The following is a 16,841-nucleotide window of genomic DNA, read 5'->3' on the forward strand; positions in this document are numbered from 1 at the left end:
CACCACCCACACACACTCGCCGCGCTCGCCGCCCTCGGACTGCAGTGGGCGGCGGCAGCGTAGGCGGTACGAGTGGCGGTCACGGCCATGGCCGGCCGCCCGTCGCGGGCGTTGACTGATGTGGTGGCCTAGCTGCCGAAGACCGCCGTCCAAGAACCCGATCGACACGTGATCCGTCAGACGGCCGCCACACCCTGATCCGCCACCGGACGATCTACCCACAAGCAGTGGGCCTTAAGTCACGGCAGACTGACGCAGTCGTACCGCGCGCCGGTTTCGTTGCTGTAGCGGGCCCACTTCATCTTGCTCATGGTCTCGCGGCCGTAGACGCCGTCAACCGCCGCGCCGATCCTGCCCTGAACGTCTCGGAGAGCATCTCGGGTGGCCGGTCCGAAGCTGCTGTCAAGTGTGAGCGTCTTGCCGTAGCAGCTGTTCATGTTCTTCTGCAGGGCTCTGACCCCGGCACCGGTATGCCCGTACTGCAGGTAGCAGTAAATCGTGCTGTTCGCGACGTTTTTCGGCACCACGAAGTGCCGGTCCCCCGTGGTCTGTACCGTCGTGGATCCGGTACACACCGGGTCTGCTGCGTGGGCTGGGGCAGCGGTGATCACTCCTCCCAGTAGGGCCGCCATCATGGTCCCGGTCGCGAGAAGTGCCTTGCTCTTACCTGTCTTGCGCATGCCTATTGCTTCCTTTCAGTAAGGAGTTTGATCTATGCGCGTCCGCGCCTGCTGAACAGCTATCTTTCTCTGGCCTCGCCCATGGACCTTAGGGTCGTCGTGGGCTTCGGACTTTGTCATCCGTGCAGGGAACTTTGTCAGTCGTGCACCGCCTCAAGGTGACGCCTCATCAGGTGAGGGCCCTGTGTGTGACCGGCGAAGCCGTTGCGCAGCGAGAGACAATCCCGCCAAGCTGATGTCGGAAATCGTCCGTGTTGAGGGGTTGCTGTGGGGGAACGGGCCGAGGCTTTGTCAGGCCGGTGTTATGACCGATACAGACGAAGGCCTGCGTCATGAGCCCGGTCCTGGACACCGCGTTCATGGCGCCGCAGGACCGGGAGGAAGTGCTTCGGCACGCGCTGTGGGAATCCATGGTGGCGGTCGATATCGATCACCGTCCTCCGGCTGAGGACATCTCCGTTCGCGTAGGGTTCGACGCCATTGGACCCCTCAGGATCTGTTCGGCGCGGGCGACCGCGGCCACTCTCCGTCGCACGGAGCGGCTGGCCCGCGAGGACGAGGAGCCGGCCGTCTTCCTCAGTCTTCAGACGACGGGCACCAGCCTGGTGGTGCAGAACGGTCGCCAGTGCCTGCTGAGGCCGGGAGACTTCGCCGTCTACGAATCGACCGCCCCCTACACACTTCTCTTCGACGAGGGAATCGACGACCACTTCTTCCGGTTCCCCCGCGGGGCACTCGCGCTCCCCGAGCGGCTGCTACGAGACCTTGCCGCGGTCCCGCTGGGATCCGACAACCCCGTTGCGCGCCTGGCCTTCACCTACTTCTCCCAACTGGCCGTCAGCGACGCGTTGCACCAGAGCGTGCACGCCGACGCCGTCGTGGAACCCAGCATCGAACTCCTCCGCGCCGCCCTGACGTCCCAGCACGGCAACGCCAACCTGGCCAAGGCGCCGTTGGAGGCGACCCTCAGCCTGCGGATCACTCAATACCTCAGGGAGCACCTGGCTGATCCCGATCTGTCGGCGGCACGGATCGCCGCCGCACACGACATCTCCGTACGTCACCTCTACGCTGTGCTGTCCCGGTCGGGCATCAGCCTCGGAGACTGGATCCGCACACGCCGCCTGGCCGCATGCAGGCGAGAACTGGCCGGCCCGAACGGCCGACTGCGGACCATCGCAGCGACAGGACGAAGTTGGGGCTTCGTGGACGCGACCCACTTCAGCAAGGTGTTCAAGCAGGCCTACGGAATCTCGCCTCGGGCCTGGCGCGACCAGAACCACCCCCGCTCCTCCGCGTGATGGTCTCCGCGCGGCCAAGTTTCGCGTGACCGACCTTGGACGCTCGGTCTGCGGCAGGGGTCAGACCGCGCGGGACTCTACGTCGAATCCATTGGCCAGATCCCGGGATTGGCCCCGTCGAGATGCCTTCCGTGGCCGCTACCGCTCAGGCATGTTGCGGTATGTGAAGCGCCTGTCCGGCGGTGGCGGTTGGCGGATTTCAGGGAGTCGAAGCCGTGGCGCGAGGTCCAGTCAGCGCACACGAGATGCCTCACTACTCGGGCGAGTACGCGTCGGCGACGACGGGTGGGTATGTGGTCTACGAGGGCCGCCTGGAGCTGGCCCGTCTGTTGCTCGCGGACTTCGATCCGGCGGTGTGTGACATCTTCGCCCAGCCGCCGCCCGCGCTGCTCGTAGGCCCGGGCTTCTCCCGTCGGTTCACCGTGCCACGGTTGCGAGGACGTCGTGGCCCAGCCGTTGGATGACGTCCGTGGCGAGCCGGTGCCGCACCAGCTTGCCGTTCCTGGTGGAGCGCACCAGGCCCGCGTCGCGCAGGGTGCGCAGGGCGCGGGAGACCTGGGGTTCGCTGGAGCCGAGTCGGGCGGCGAGCTCGGATGTGGTGATGGGCTCGCCCAGCAGATGGCGGCACAGCTCCATTCGGGCGGGCGAGGTCAGTGCCATCAGCCGGCGGTGCAGATCGCGCAGGGTCAGCTGTCCGTCCGGGGTGGTGCCGCGTGCCGCGTACTGCACCACCACGCACGACGGGTGCTCGCTCTTGACCGTCAGATGGGGCCACACCCGCGCGGACGGGATGAGGACGAGGGGGCGCGGGGCCACCTTCACCTCGTCGATCTGCAGTTTGTCCAGCCGTACCCGTTCCCCCGGTCCGACCCGGGCCGCGGTCGGCAGCAGCTCGGTGAGCACCTCCGCGGGCGAGCGGGCCGCCAGTCGGCGCCGTACCTCGCGCGCGTGGTCCTCCAGGGGCGGCCGCAGGGTGCGCCAGTCCTCGGCGAAGAACGCGGTGTCGGCGGCCCGTAGCACCGCCAGCAGCCGGTCCCGCAGTTCCAGCGGTGCCGCCACCAGCTGTCGCGCCAGCTCTCCGCGGGCGTAGGAGCGGCGCAGGCAGCGGCGTGTGTAGTCCTCCGCTGCGGCGGTGCCGGCCCGCAGTTCGCGGGTCCGCGGGACGGGCTGCGCGCCGGTGCCGAGGACTCCGGGCGCCACCAGCTCGAGGAAGTCGTCCTTCGGCAGTTCCTCTATCGCCGCCAGTTCTTCGTCGAGGCTCGCCGCGAGCGGCACCGTACGGGGAAAGAACAGGCGGCAGCGGTAGCGGGCCCACAGTGGAGCGAACACGGACAACTCGTCGCGCAGTTCGGGTCCCGCCGCGGTGGCGCGGGCCGCCCAGCCGGCGGCCTCCGGGTGGTGTTCGGGTTCGGCGAGTACGTGCAGGCTCGCCATCAGTTCCGACAGCGCGGAGGGGCCTGCCGCGAGGTCCGCGGGGCCGAGCCTTCCGAGGTCGAGGACGATGCTCACGCCGTCAGCGTACGGCGGAGTTCACCGTACGGGCGCGCCCGGGCCGAGCGGGATGCCCAGCAGGTACCAGGCGAAGAACAGCAGCACCCAGAGGGCCAGCATGATCATGGCGAGGGGCAGGGTGAAGGAGACCAGGGTGCCGATGCCGGCCTTGCGGCGCAGCGTCTGCAGGTAGCCGACACAGAGCATGAACGAGGTGCTCATCGGGGTGATGGAGTTCGTGCAGGAGTCGGCGATGCGGTAGAGCGCCATGGTGGTGGCCGGGCTGGTGCCGAGCAGCATCAGCATCGGCACCAGTGCCGGGGCGATGAGGGTCCACAGGGCGGAGCCGGAGGTGATGAGGAGGTTCATCAGGGCGACCGCGACGATCAGCAGGGAGAACAGCACCAGCGTGGGCGCGCCCAACTGCTTGAGGAAGTCCGCGCCTTCGACCGCGACGACCGTGGCGATGTTGGTCCACTTGAACAGGGCGAGGAACTGGGAGACGGCGAAGAAGAGCACCAGCAGCGGCGCGATGGAGCGCACTCCCTCTGCCATGAACTCCGGTATCGCGCGGCTCCCTCTGATCCGCCCGGTGAGGCGCCCGTACACGGCGCCGACGAGCAGGAAGAAGACGGTGAGGAAGACGGCGATGGCGTTCATGAAGGTGGACTCCACGATCGCGCCGCCCTCACCGCGCAACGGCGACGAGGCAGGCAGCATCGCGAGCACGATCAGCGCGCCGTAGCCGAGCACGGTCAGGCCGGTCAGCTTCAGGGCCCGTACCTCGGTGGCGTCGTCGACCTCCGCGGCGACGACCCGCTGTGCCGCGGCGGCCTCCAGGTCCGGGTCGGGGGTCAGGTGGTGCTCGCGCTTGGCGAGGATCTTGTCCACGACCAGAGCGATGGTGCCGGCCAGCATGAACGCCGAGACGGTGGTGAAGTACATGTTGTCCGTCGCGCGGACCACCGCGTCCTTGTCGACGAGCTGCGCGGCCTCGGTGGCCACGGAGGCGAACAGCGCGTCGCCGGGGGCGATCAGCGGGTTGGCGTCCCCCGCGGCGTTGATGGAGACGAACGCGACGATCATGCCGAGCATGGGAGAGCGGCCCACGGCACGGAAGGCCACCGCGCCGAGCGGGATGAGGACCACGTATGCGGAGTCGGACAGGAACTTGCCCAGCACGCCGCCCAGGGCCACGCCCAGGACGACCGTGCGCGGGGACAGGCCCGACAGCATGCGGCGGGCCAGTGCTTCGAAGAGTCCCGACCGTTCGGCGACCGCGACGCCGAGCATCACCATCAGCACGGTGCCGAGCGGGCCGAAGGTGACGAAGGATTCCTCGGCGCCGGTGATCAGGTCCCGTACGGCGTCCGCCGACAGGGCGCTGCGTACGCCGACCAGGTCACCCGAGGAGGGGTCCTCGACCTGCAGGCCGGAGGCGTTCAGCGCCCAGCTGACGAGGGCGACGACCCCGCCCAGGATCCAGAACAGCCAGAACGGATGCGGCAGTGCGTTGCCCGCGCGCTCGACCAGGTCGAGGAGCCGGGAGCCACGGCCCCCCTCGTCGGGCTCCGGGGCCTGCACCTCCTGGGGGCGGTGGGCAGGTGTGGTCATGGCGGCCTCCTGTGAGGACGGTGAACGAGGGCACTACGCGGCCGCGTGGCGAGCGCTGTGTGGGAAACAGGGACCCGGAACCGCGCACGATCCGTCGCAAGGCACGCGGCGTGTTGCCGGGATTCGCTGCACAGTAGGACCCGTGTCCGGTGCCGTCACCGTCTGGCGGAACAGTTGACCTGATGACGTCAAGTGATCGCCATGACCTGCGCCAATGCTTAGCGTCACGGGAGTGACCTGCTACGACACCTCCCACACCTGCCGACCCGAACCCCTCCAGGGCGGCGCTCTGTGGCGCCGCACCCTGCGCGTCCCCATGCGGGACGGCGTCCGTCTCGCCGCCGACCTGTACTCCGCCTCACCCGAGCCGGAGGCGACCGCGCTTCCCGTGCTCCTGGAGCGCACCCCGTACGGCCGGCGCGCGCAGCGCGGTTCGGACCAGGACTGCGGCGACGCGCCGCTCCCGCGGCCCGAGGACATCGCCCGGCACTTCACCGAGGCCCGCTACCACGTCGTACGGCAGGACTGCCGGGGCCGCGGCGACTCCGAGGGGACGTTCGTGAAGTACCTCGGCGAGGGCCGGGACGGGGCGGACACGATCGACTGGCTCAGGAACCAGCCGTGGTGTGACGGCAGGGTCGTGATGACGGGGGTGTCCTACTCCGCCCACGTCCAGGCGGCCGCGGCCGCCGAAGGGGCGACGGGGCTGGCCGCCATGTTCCAGGACTCGGGCGGTTTCTCCTGCGCGTACGACGCGGGGATGCGGATGGGCGGCGCGTTCGAGCTGAAGCAGGTGACCTGGGCGCTGCGGCATGCGGTGCAGAGCCCGGAGGCGGCGGCGGATCCGGTGCTGGCCGAGCAGCTGCTGCGGGTGGACGTGACGGGCTGGTTCGGTGCGATGCCGTGGCGTCCGGGCTGCACGCCGCTGCGGCACCTGTCGGCGTACGAGGACTTCCTGCTGGAGCAGTGGCGGCAGGACACCTTCGGGGACTACTACCGCATCCCGGCGCTCTACGGGCGAGGCTTCTACGAGCGGTTCCCGGACGCGCCGAGTCTGCACATGGGCAGTTGGTACGACCCCTACGTCCGCTCCACCATCGAGAACTTCACCACCCTGCAGGGGCTGAAGTCGGCACCCTCCTACCTGGTGATGGGCCCGTGGACGCACGGGCACCGCTGCGAGACGTACGCCGGAGACGTGGACTTCGGCCCGCGGGCGGCACTGGACGGCAACCTCGCCCCGTCGTACCTGGAGTTCCGCCGCCGCTGGTTCGACCGGGCGCTGGGCCGCAAGGACGAGGGGAATCCGCAGAGCGGGGACCTCCCCGCCGTCCAGTACTTCCTGATGGGCGGCGGCGGCGGCCGACGGGATGCGGCAGGGCGGATGCAGCACGGCGGCGACTGGCGCACCGACACCCAGTGGCCGCCGGCGTCGACGGCCCCCGTGGTCCTGTACCTCACCGCCGACGGCGCCCTCACCCTCGACTCGCTTACCGTGGCCGCCGCGTCGGTGACCTACGACTTCGACCCGCGCCACCCGGTCCCCACTATGGGAGGCCAGGTCACCTCGGGCGAGCCGGTGATGACGGGCGGAGCCTACGACCAGAACACCCCGGACGGCCGGGTGCACGGGGCGCGGGAACCGTACCTGCCACTGGACTCCCGCCCGGACGTGATCAGCCTGACCACACCGCCGCTCGAACGGGACGTGGTGCTGGCCGGCCCGGTGTCGGCGAAGCTCCACATCTCCACCACGGCACCGGACACCGACTTCACCATCAAGCTGATCGACGTCCATCCGCCCAACGCCGACTATCCGCACGGCTTCGCCATGAACCTCACCGACGGCATCGTCCGTTGCCGCTTCCACCGCTCCTACGAGAAGCCGGAGTTGCTCATTCCGGGTGAGGTGTACGAGATCGAAGTGACCGCCCCGGACACGGCGAACCGCTTCGCCGCCGGCCACCGCATCCGGCTCGACGTCTCCTCCAGCAACTTTCCCCGCTTCGACGTCAACACCAACACCGGCGAACCGGAGGCCGCCGCCCGCCGCGCCGCCCTAGCCGTGAACACGGTGCACATGGATGCCGAACACCCCTCCCACCTGTGCGTGTGGCTGGAAGGAGGAGCGGACGCGCTCGCCTGGCCGGACGAAACGGCGACGCCCCCTCAGCGGCACTAAGAGGGCGTCCGATCTAGGTGGATTGCCATTTATGTTCTAGTAAGTTCCTCGCCAGGTGGGTGTCGTCTCGTCCGTTATGCGCTTGGTGAGGTTGTCGATCGAGGCGACGTGGATCAGGGCCTCGGAGCTGGCGGGCAGGGTCTCGCAGTCGCGGGCGAGGCGCCGGTGCAACATGATCCAACCAATACTTCGTTCGGCAGCCCAGCGCCTTTTGACAACGTGGAAGCCGCGAACTCCTGGGTTTCTGTTGACGACTTCGACGTCGATTCCGAGGCTGGCGCCGTGCTCGATGACGGCGTTCTTGAAGCCGGTGTCGACCCAGCTCTTGGAGATGTGGGGGTAGGTCTTCTTGGCCTGGTCGAGGAGCTGGATTCCGACGGCGTTCTCGGACAGGCTCGCGGCGGTGACGGTCATGGCGAGGAGCAGACCGAGTGCGCCGGTGATGATGCCCCGCTTCCTGCCGACGACCTTCTTGGCGGCGTCGGTTCCCTGGCTGGTCAGAGGCACATTGGTGGAGGTCTTTACGCTCTGGGTGTCGATCACGGAAGCGGTCGGTTCGGGTTTGCGTCCTTCCCTACACGCGGGCCATGCCGGTGAGGTCGTAGGTGAGCTGGGTGAGGATTCCCTCGTCGCGCCGGGCGGCGTAGCAGGCGTAGACGGTGCCGTGGTTGGGGAAGTCGTGCGGGAGGTATTTCCAGGGGAGTTTCGGTGCGGTTGATGTAGAGGAATGCGTTGAATACGTCGCGCAGGTCGACCTTGGCCGGCTGTCCGGTGGGCCTGCGGTCGAGCCGTGCCTTTCTCCAGGCTGTCAACGTCGGCTCGATTAAGGCCCATCGGGCGTCGGACAGGTCGCTGGGGTACGGCTTCCGCTGGCTCACGCCGTAGCGTGATCATGGATGCGGCGGACGGTGCTGTTTCGCTGCCGCTGGGCGTTTCTGCCTGATCTTCAAATCAGACGGACTGTGTACACGAGAACGGGAGCAAACGGGCGGCCAAATTTGCAGCTCGATGGACGCGTGGGTGCGCGTATGGGGCAAAAAAACTCAAGCCTGACGGCCGTGAACGTTACTTACCGACATAGGCCATCTCTAAATGCCCACTGAGACCGAAGATCGACCTGGAGCCGCGTCCGCGTTCGCAGACCAGGGCGCGCACCTCGGCGTCCTCGGAGAAGCCCTGCTGGATGCGGCCGCGGCTCCGGCCGTGCTCTTGGCTGCGGCCTGGCGCTGGGCGATGACGGTCTGGCTGTCGTGGAGGGCCGCGGCCAGCAGGTGGACGGCGTGGCCGTCGGTGCGCGATCCGCGGACTGTCTTGCCGTCGGCAGCCAGCCCGGTGGCTCGGGTCGCGGCCCGCGCGCTCCATCATCCGGATCAGGGCCGCGCCGAACATTCCGTACAGGGTGCCGATCTCCAGGATCTCGTCGTTCGGCGGGTCGGGCAGCGGTACGGCGGAGAGCTTGCCGCAGATGTTCATGGTGCCGCCCGCGATCCGGCCGACTCCGAGCGCCTCCAGGGCGATGAGCAACCGGAACGACTGGCTCTGGTCGCGCTGGCCGGTGAGCGATTCGGCCGACTCGACGTACTCGTCAGCAACGCCGGAGTCGGCAGCGGGCCCGGGCGGCTCCACCGCCTACAGGCCGCAGCGGACGCCGCGCTCTGCACCGGCCGGAACACGCCACTGCAGCGAATCGCCCCTTGGCCTGCACAAAAGCAGGATCAAGGGGCGAGTTCGGCACGAGCCGGCCGGGTATCAGTCACGAGCCGAAGGGACCGTGAACGACGGCGGCTGCGTCGCCAACTTCTTCTTCGTGTACGCCTTCACGTAGGTGTCGAGGTACGGCGAGCGCTTGCCTTCGGTGGCCTGGTCGTCGGAGGGGTCGTCGACACAGAGGCCGAGGCGCGCGTCCGTCACCTTGATGCGGTCGCCGGTCGGGGTGTCGATCCACGCGCCGTCATCGACGGTGCCGATCTCGACGGCCAGGGAGTGGCCGGCCTTCAGACGCCAGTCGGTCGACTTGAGGTCCACGGCCACCTGCCCGGAGGCATCCACGACCGCCACCTGCTCGTCGAACATGACGGCGGAGCCGTCCTGCGCGACGTCGTACAGCTTGACCATGACGTTGCCACTGCCCTCGGTGTCCATCTCGATCCTGGGCGTCCCGGTGATGCGGATGTCGCGCTCGACCGGTCCGGACCACGTGAGGAAGCTCGCCGAGCCGCCGGGCTCGCCCCGGTCCACGTAGGACCCGTCGCGCAGCACCACGTCGGCGGACCGGTCCCAGAGGGGCCAGGTGTCCTGGGAACGCCAGGTTCCGGTGCTGTCCTGGGCGGCGAAGGCCGGGTAGTCGGTCGTGGGAGCGATCCCCTTGAGGTGCTGGTCGTAGAAGGACATCACCTCCTTGAACCAGCCCGCCCGCCCCATCTGCAGACGCCCGTCCTCGGTGCGGTCGTTGCCGCGCACGTGGTCCCACTGGCCGAGCCAGCCGCGCTCGGTGCCCTGGTGGCCCGCGAGGTACTCCTGCATCGCCTCCGGCGTGGTGTTCGACTCGATGAAGCCCTGGGTGAGGAACAGCGGGGTGTCGCTGCCCTCGGCCTGCTTCGCCAGGTCGCGCTGTTGCCAGTACGGATCCTCGGGGTAGGGCTTGAGGTTGTTGTCCGTGTTGTACGCGGTGCACTCGGGGTGCTTCAGCTCGTACCGGCTGTTCTTCCGGTAGCGCTTCTGGTCGTCGGGCAGCGGCGGCAACTGCGCTATCTGGTTGTAGGAGTTGGGGGCGAGGACCCCGCCCAGTTTCGGCACCCGGTTGGAGCGGGTCAGGCGGTACATGTCCCAGACGGGTTCCTGGGCGACGACGGCCTTGAGCGCGTCCTGGTCCAGGTTGTTGCCGACCAGGGCGGTCGTCGCGTCGTACGACTTGCCGTACATGCCGACCATGCCGGTGGACCACGGCTGCTTCGCCGCCCAGTCGACCGCCGCCTTGACGTCGGCCTGCTCGCCCTTGCCCATGTAGTCGAGGCAGCCGCTGGACCCGCCGAAGCCACGCAGGTCCACCTGCACCAGGGCGTAGCCCCGCTCGAACAGGTCGCCTCCCTCGACGAGGTCCTCGAAGCGTGCGGACGGGCCTGTCTTCGGCCACTTCTCGTCCGTGAGCTCTCCGGAGTGCCCGAAGTAGGCGCCGACAGAGAGGATGACCGGCACCTTCTCGCCCCGGGGCAGTTTCTCCGGCAGCAGGGCATCGGCGTGCAGCTCGGTGCCGGAGCCGTCCGAGGACGGGAAGTAGTGCTGGGTCCACGCCGCGCCCTTGGGAACACGCTCGTTGTCCCTGTGTGTCACGGGGTCATCGGCGGTGGCCACCGTGGGGGCAGCGGACTGTGCCGCGCCGGCAGGGCCGACGGACCCACCGGCCAACGCCAGCGCGGCGACTGCCGCAGAGGCCGCGGCGGGCACGGGAATCCTCTTCATGGTCTCCTCCGGAAACGACGTGCGGCCGACCCTGAGTTCGGCGGCAACGAGGGGTTCTGCTGGTGCGGGCTCTGCCGGTGCGAGGTGGCACCGTGCCGTCGCGGCACGGTCATGCCGGGCCATCGCCCGGCCCACCGGCTCACCGGCTCACCGGCTCACCGGCTCCACGAGCCGCTTGGTCGTCCGGCGGAACGCCCAGAAGACGACCAGCAGAGCCAATGCGAGCAGGGGCATGCCCATACCGGCCTTGGCGAGAGCCAGCCAGCCCGTGGCATCGCTTTCGTAGAGCCACTGCTGCACACCGAACCGCGCTGCGAACAGGACGGTCAGAGTGGCGGTGGCGACATCGTGCGCCAGCAGGCTGGGGCGGTCGCCCCGCCACGTGTGCCTGTTGCCGTGCAGCGCGTTCCACAGCAGGCCGGTCACCGGCCTGCGGGCCAGCAACGTGACGAGCAGGAGCACCGCGCCCGCGCAGCTCGCCCAGATGCCGATCAGGAAGAAGCCACCCGCCGAGCCGGTCCACGCCGCGACGCCACCGGCGGCCGCGACGCCGAAGACACCGCCGCCCGCCGCGCTGAACGGCTCCCCCTGCGCCATCCGCCACACGGTGATCAGCAGGGCCACCGCGAGTGCGATGCCGATCGCGAGCGGCAGCCAGAGAGCGGCATTCGCCGCGACGAACGCCGAGATCGGGATCGCCGAGTACACCATCCCCTTCGTACCGCCGAGCTGGTCGAGCAGCTTCTGATGCGCTGCGCTCTGCGCGGCGGGCTCGGCCGGTGTCCTGTCGGCGGGATGGTGCCCGGCCGTGTCGGTGCGGTGGTGCTCGGTCATGGCGTCTCCCCGGTCTTCGCGAACCCGTGCCGTCGATGCGATGGGAACCACGAAAAACCGTGCCGTCACGGCACAGTCAAGCCCTTACGGAGGGGTGGGGTGGCGCTTGAGGGTGCCGCGACGGCATGGTTTCGAATGGAGTGAGCCGAGGCCGTGCGCTGACGCGCGAGGAGCCGAACGGAGTGCGAAGCCATGGCATGGAGCACGCGTGAGATCGCCGAGCTCGCGGGCACCAGCCTGCGGGCGGTACGGCACTACCACGAGGTCGGTCTGCTCGACGAGCCGGAACGCCGGGCCAATGGCTACAAGCAGTACGGCGTGGCCCACCTCGTGCGGCTGCTGCGCATCAAGCGCCTTGTCGACCTGGGGTTCCCCCTGTCCCAGATCGCCGAGATGGGCGAGTCCGATGATCATCCGGAGGAGGCGTTGCGCACGCTCGACGCCGAACTGGCGGCCACCATCGAACGGTTGCAGCGGGCCAGGATGGAACTCGGGTTCATCCTGAAGAAGTCGGTTCCGACCGACCTGCCTGCGGAGTTCGCCGCGGCCGCGGTCGACACCCCGATGTCCGACGCGGATCGCTCGTTCGTCACCGTGATGAGCAGGGTGCTCGGCCCGAAGGGCACGGCGGCCTATGCGGACCTGATGAGGAACCCCGTAATCGATGCCGCCGGTGAGAGGTTCGAGCGGCTGCCCGCCGACGCCGACGAGCAGACCCGCGCCGACGTCGCCGAGGGGCTGGTCGCCTTCGTGCACTCGCTGTACCGGCAGCACCCGGGTCTGAGCACCCTGCCCGCCGACGCCCCGCGCGGCGAGAAGTTCGCGAAAAAGACCGTCGGCCAGGCCGTCCAGGACATCTACCACGACGCCCAGGTGGACGTCCTGCGCCGGTTGGGCGTCCTGCTCGCCGAAGCACGGCGGGGCACCGAACCGCCTGACAGCACCGGGATCTGAGCGCACTTACTCAGGTTGAACCCGCGGAGTCCCTCAGCCCGTGACGCTTCTTGATCGCTGCGGTACGACGTCGTCATGCGACACGCCCATCGTGGCGGGCCGACGCCCCATGAGCAGGAGAAGCGGGAACGGGTGCGCCCTCAGGCGGCCGAGCGGTTCGCCCGTGACGAGAAGACCGAGGCCGTCGCTTCCTGAACGTGCACCTGGTGCCGGAACTCGCCGACTCCGCCGAGGAACACAGGAACTGGTCACAGATCTTCCAGATGCCCTCCTGCGCACCGGAGTTGCATCCGGCCGGAAGACATCCTCCTGCTTCTCACAGTCCACGGTCCGGGAGCGGGGTGGCGGTGAAGACGTGCCGGGGATCGTAGGACTGCTTGGCCGCGATCAGGCGTGCCGTGTGGGAGCCGTAGGCGTGTGCGACCTGGTCGTCCTGATCCGGCAGGAGGAAGTTGGGGTAGCCGCCCGGCAGGGCGTGTGGCTCCAGTGACGTCCTGACGTCTTCGGCCCATTTCCGGTACGCACTGGCGTCGTCGTCCGGTCCGCGACCGGCTGAAATCTCGACGACGACATGGCCGGTGCGCAGGCCGAAGGCGGTGTCGTCGGCGCCGACACGGGTGGCGGCGCCGTGGAACTGCCGTAGTCCGATTCCCGCTCCCGGCCCAGGCCGTGCCTCCGCGGAGCTGATGAGGAGGTCGATGATGCCGGGCGTGGGTGCGGCGATGGTGCGGGTGCGCAGGTCCCAGTGCATCCCGTGGGGTACGTGCTGGTCGAACTGGGCCAGCAGGTCCTTCTGCGTGATCGGGCCGACCGTGCTGGAGATCGGGGTGCCGAGCCGCAGGACGTCGGCGATGGCGGCATCGGCGTGCCGTTGCTCACCGGACCAGACGGGCACGGCGAGCAGGCACGGCCCGACATCGGGGACGAAGGTCATCTCCAGCAGGACGGTCAGCCCGTCGGGAGCACTCGCGGTCAGCTCCGCGTACCGGGCCAGCACCGTCGCCGCTTCTTCCCAGGGGAACAGGACCATGCCGCCGACGAGGCCGCGATCGGGGTGGAGGCGGACGTGCATCGTCGTCACCACACCGAAGTTCCCGCCGCCGCCGCGCAGCGCCCACAGCAGCTCGGGGTCGTCCTCGGTCGAGACGAGCCGCCCGTCGGCGAGCACGACCTCCGCGCCGAGCAGATTGTCGGCGGCCAGGCCGGCCGTGCCCAGCAACAGGCCATAGCCCCCGCCGAGGCTGAGCCCGGCCATGCCGACGACCCCGGCGGTCCCGGTGGCGACGTTCGCGCCGTGCGATGCGGCAGCCGCGACGACGTCACCGGCCAGGCTTCCGCCTCCCATCACGGCGGTGTTCCCCTCGACCCGTACATCACGCATCTCGCCGAGGTCGATCACCAGCCCGCCCTCGCGCAGCGCCCGGCCGGCCCAGTCGTGACCACCTCCGCGCACCGACAGACCCACGCCGAATTCCTGCGCCGCGCTAACGGCTGTGGCAACCTCCGCACCCGTACGCGGCCGCACGACCAGAGCCGGCCGTGTGGTCACCGCGCCGTTCCAGAGCGTCGCCGCGCCGGCAAACGCCGGGTCACCCGGACGGTGCACACGGTCAGCCCTCAACCGCTCCCCCAGACGACGGGAGAGTTCATCGACCGCATTCGCGGAACACATGGTTTTCCTTCCCGATGTTGTCACAGTGATCACACTAGGAAGTGCGGCGCCGTCTACGCTTGAACGCCAGTGCCATACCGATGGCACATCCGTGTCACGGAGAAGGCGAGGCAAGTATGACGGTGCCGGACGAGCCCGACTCCAGCGGCACGTCCGCCGCGGATGCCACCGCACCCGGCACCGTGCAAGCGCGCTTCGGCCGCTTCTGGCGCGGATGGGAAGAACAACTCGGCCAGGAACATCCGGCGCCCGACTTCACGCCGGGCTCCGGCGACTTCAGGATCAGTGCCCGTGCCGTCACGGCGCACGACGCGGTGATCGCCGATGTCCGCAGCGAGTCACTCACCGGTACCCACACCAACTCACTCCACCAAGGCGACGAGCAAGTGGTGATGCACGTGATACGGCACAACGCGTGGCGATTCGCCCGGCCGCGCGAGGGCGACCACACCGTCCCCGCAGGGCACTTCATGCTCCAGCGCAACGGCCCGCCGACGTTCGAGGAAGCGCGGCGCACCACGGCGACGGTACTCCTCCTGCCCGCATCGCCCCTGTCCCACCTGATCCGCGACCGGCTGATCACCGGACCGACATCCTCGGCCGAAGTGCGACTGCTCCTGGGCCACCTGAACCTGGTCGACCAGACCGCCCAGGACCTCACCGGGACCGGCGCACTGGCCGCCCGCAACGCCCTTCTCGCCCTGGTCGAGGGGGTACTGAGGCAGCAGGCGGACGGCACCGAACCCCACCTCGGCCCCGCACTGGCCCAGGCGGCGAAAGACCTCGCGGACAGCCGCCTCGCCGACCCGGACCTCTCCCCCTCGATGCTGGCTCGCGAACTCAGCGTCTCCGTACGCACGCTGCACCGGGCGTTCGCGGCCGTCGAGGAGAGCGTCGCAGGCTACATCCGCCGCCGCAGGCTCGAACAAGCCCGGCTCGAACTTCTCACCCCGGTGGGCAGGCCGAGCGTCGCGGAGCTGGCCGCCCACTGGCAGTTCGCCGACAGCAGCCATTTCATCCGCGCCTTCAAGAGCCGGTACGGCCGCACCCCCGCCGAGTTCGCCCGCACGGCCACCCGCCCAGGCGGGTCACCAGCGCAGTGAGTCGAAGCTGACCTGAGCCGCACCGCAAACGGCCCCGGCGGCCCCTGCTGAAGACCGGCCGGTCACACGCCCCCGAAAGGCGCTTGTCACTCCACTTCCATGCCGCCCTCTCCAACGGCACCGGGCAGCGGCTGCCGACTGTGACGCAGCGACCGGGCGAGAGTCAGCGACATCAGCGCGACTGCCTGACCGTGAAACTCGGCCGCGTGAACCACCAGACCGACAGGGCCCAGACGAAGACCGTCTACACCGCCACCAACCTCACCCCCCAGCAAACAGACCCCGCCCGCCTGACCGAACTCGTCCACGACCACTGGCCGGTGGAAGCCCTGCACCACGTGCCAGACGTCACCTACGGCGAAGACACCTCCCGAATCCGCACCGGCACCCCACCCCGCCTCATGACCACCCTGCGCAACCACGCCATCGGCCTGATGCGCCAGCCCGGCTGGCACAACATCGCCACCCCAACCGATCACTACCAGTCACGCCCCGAGCACGCCAACACACTCCTCAAGACCACTTCCTGAGAACGCATCGGCCCTGACCCTCGGATGCGCACTCATCTGCTGGCGACGCCTGAAGTCATTGCGATAGGAGTTCTTGCTGGACGCTCCAGTAGCGGCCGCTCCAGGGAGCTGCGGGATCGCGCCACCTACCCGCGGTCGCCTCGGCGCCAGATACTGGTTCTGGCTCACCGGCGCATGGCACTGCGCATCAGTTCCTCGAGGGCGCGTTCACCTGTGGGTGTCTGCGCCCCGTTGCGCAGTCCTCGGCCTATCAATTGCTGAACAGCGGGCAAAGCAATCTGAGTGGCCCAGGCCTCGTTCTCGCGGAGGAGTCCGTCCGTGATGTGTTCGGCAGGCAATGCGCGCTTGGCTGCTTCGATGACACCATCGGGCAGGGCAGCGATATTGCGGGCGATCCGGTCGACGTACTCATCGAGTTGGTCGGCTGGCAGAGCCCGGTTGATCCAGCCGTAAGACGCTGCAGTCTCGGCATCGAACAGGTCTGCGGTGAGCACCACCTCCAGTGCACGGTTGCGGCCCACGCGGTCACGGAGGTACTGCGTTCCGCCTCCGCCTGGGACGATGCCCATGAGCGCTTCGATCTGGCCGATTCCGGCGGTCTCGGCAGCGGCGAATGCCATGTCCGCTGCGGCTACGAATTCCGCCCCGCCTCCGCGGGTCTTCCCGGCGAGCTTCACGATGGTCACCTGGGGCTGATGGCGGAGGAGCTCGCCTACGGCCTGGAACACGTTGACGTCCGTCGGCGCCGACGCAGCGAGCTGCTCCAGAACGTCCATCCTCTCCCCGATCCGCATGTCCACATGAGCGAGGAAGAACTCCGGGTTGGCGCTGGAGAAGACGATCACCCGGACCGATGAATCGCCCCTCAAGGCGTCCAGCGCCGTACGGAGCTCGCGCATCATCGTCGCGTCGAGCACGTTCACCGGCGGGTTATCGAGGACGATCCGGGCGACGCCGTCTTCGATGCTCACGTGCAGAGTCGAGTAGACATTGGTGGTCAAGAGGCTCTCCGTCAGTTACC

15 protein-coding genes are annotated in these 16,841 nt (G+C 68.8%); 5 read left to right on the forward strand and 10 right to left on the reverse strand.

The window, feature by feature from the left end; genetic code table 11:
• Positions 1 to 239: 239 nt before the first annotated feature.
• Entirely contained in the window at positions 240 to 680 is a 441-nt protein-coding gene (locus KCH87_RS00005; protein ID WP_210583068.1) for a peptidoglycan-binding protein, read from the reverse strand.
• Between the two features lie 332 nt (positions 681 to 1,012).
• Here KCH87_RS00005 and KCH87_RS00010 point away from each other — a divergent pair, with 332 nt between their 5' ends.
• Positions 1,013 to 1,981, forward strand: a complete 969-nt coding sequence (locus KCH87_RS00010; protein WP_210583070.1) for a helix-turn-helix domain-containing protein — start codon at positions 1,013 to 1,015, stop codon at positions 1,979 to 1,981.
• A 417-nt stretch (positions 1,982 to 2,398) separates the two neighbouring features.
• Here the strand turns inward: KCH87_RS00010 and KCH87_RS48610 are convergent, their stop codons facing one another.
• Together KCH87_RS48610 and KCH87_RS00020 are read right to left on the reverse strand one after the other, a co-directional pair.
• Positions 2,399 to 3,490, reverse strand: a complete 1,092-nt coding sequence (locus tag KCH87_RS48610; protein ID WP_210583072.1) for a DUF5937 family protein — start codon at positions 3,488 to 3,490, stop codon at positions 2,399 to 2,401.
• 21 nt (positions 3,491 to 3,511) lie between these two features.
• Entirely contained in the window at positions 3,512 to 5,086 is a 1,575-nt protein-coding gene (locus KCH87_RS00020; RefSeq protein WP_210583074.1) for an AbgT family transporter, read from the reverse strand.
• Positions 5,087 to 5,318: 232 nt separating this feature from the next.
• On the opposite strand from KCH87_RS00020, the gene KCH87_RS00025 reads away from it, so the two are divergent.
• Positions 5,319 to 7,268 (forward strand): CocE/NonD family hydrolase, encoded by a 1,950-nt coding sequence (locus KCH87_RS00025; protein WP_308298695.1) that lies wholly within the window; start codon positions 5,319 to 5,321, stop codon positions 7,266 to 7,268.
• A 36-nt stretch (positions 7,269 to 7,304) separates the two neighbouring features.
• On the opposite strand, the gene KCH87_RS48615 is transcribed toward KCH87_RS00025, so the two are convergent.
• From KCH87_RS48615 to KCH87_RS00045, 5 genes are all read right to left on the reverse strand, one after another.
• Positions 7,305 to 7,811, reverse strand: a complete 507-nt coding sequence (locus KCH87_RS48615) for a transposase (protein WP_308298696.1) — start codon at positions 7,809 to 7,811, stop codon at positions 7,305 to 7,307.
• Complete coding sequence (locus tag KCH87_RS48620) at positions 7,808 to 8,146, reverse strand: transposase (protein ID WP_308298697.1); 339 nt, start codon at positions 8,144 to 8,146, stop codon at positions 7,808 to 7,810. Before KCH87_RS48620 ends, KCH87_RS48615 begins: the two co-directional genes overlap by 4 nt.
• 187 nt (positions 8,147 to 8,333) lie before the next feature.
• Entirely contained in the window at positions 8,334 to 8,894 is a 561-nt protein-coding gene (locus KCH87_RS00035; RefSeq protein ID WP_210583076.1) for a hypothetical protein, read from the reverse strand.
• Positions 8,895 to 9,017: 123 nt separating this feature from the next.
• Positions 9,018 to 10,727 (reverse strand): CocE/NonD family hydrolase, encoded by a 1,710-nt coding sequence (locus tag KCH87_RS00040; protein ID WP_210583078.1) that lies wholly within the window; start codon positions 10,725 to 10,727, stop codon positions 9,018 to 9,020.
• Between the two features lie 147 nt (positions 10,728 to 10,874).
• Positions 10,875 to 11,561 carry a DUF3159 domain-containing protein gene (locus KCH87_RS00045; RefSeq protein WP_210583080.1) on the reverse strand — a complete coding sequence of 229 codons (687 nt, stop codon included), beginning with the start codon at positions 11,559 to 11,561 and terminating at the stop codon, positions 10,875 to 10,877.
• Between the two features lie 192 nt (positions 11,562 to 11,753).
• Here KCH87_RS00045 and KCH87_RS00050 point away from each other — a divergent pair, with 192 nt between their 5' ends.
• Positions 11,754 to 12,515: a MerR family transcriptional regulator gene (locus KCH87_RS00050; RefSeq protein ID WP_210583081.1), complete on the forward strand. Its 762-nt coding sequence runs from the start codon at positions 11,754 to 11,756 to the stop codon at positions 12,513 to 12,515.
• Positions 12,516 to 12,831: 316 nt separating this feature from the next.
• On the opposite strand, the gene KCH87_RS00055 is transcribed toward KCH87_RS00050, so the two are convergent.
• A complete protein-coding gene (locus KCH87_RS00055) occupies positions 12,832 to 14,187 on the reverse strand; it encodes an FAD-binding oxidoreductase (protein WP_210583083.1) in 1,356 nt (451 codons plus the stop codon).
• A gap of 116 nt (positions 14,188 to 14,303) precedes the next feature.
• Here KCH87_RS00055 and KCH87_RS00060 point away from each other — a divergent pair, with 116 nt between their 5' ends.
• On the forward strand, positions 14,304 to 15,290 hold the full coding sequence (locus KCH87_RS00060) for a helix-turn-helix domain-containing protein (protein ID WP_210583084.1): 987 nt from the start codon (positions 14,304 to 14,306) through the stop codon (positions 15,288 to 15,290).
• Positions 15,291 to 15,496: 206 nt separating this feature from the next.
• On the forward strand, positions 15,497 to 15,820 hold the full coding sequence (locus tag KCH87_RS00065) for a hypothetical protein (protein WP_210583085.1): 324 nt from the start codon (positions 15,497 to 15,499) through the stop codon (positions 15,818 to 15,820).
• Positions 15,821 to 15,984: 164 nt separating this feature from the next.
• On the opposite strand, the gene KCH87_RS00070 is transcribed toward KCH87_RS00065, so the two are convergent.
• Positions 15,985 to 16,821 (reverse strand): enoyl-CoA hydratase/isomerase family protein, encoded by an 837-nt coding sequence (locus KCH87_RS00070; protein WP_210583086.1) that lies wholly within the window; start codon positions 16,819 to 16,821, stop codon positions 15,985 to 15,987.
• Positions 16,822 to 16,841 lie beyond the last annotated feature (20 nt).

This window comes from Streptomyces sp. GESEQ-35 (assembly GCF_017948485.1).
Taxonomy (GTDB): domain Bacteria; phylum Actinomycetota; class Actinomycetes; order Streptomycetales; family Streptomycetaceae; genus Streptomyces.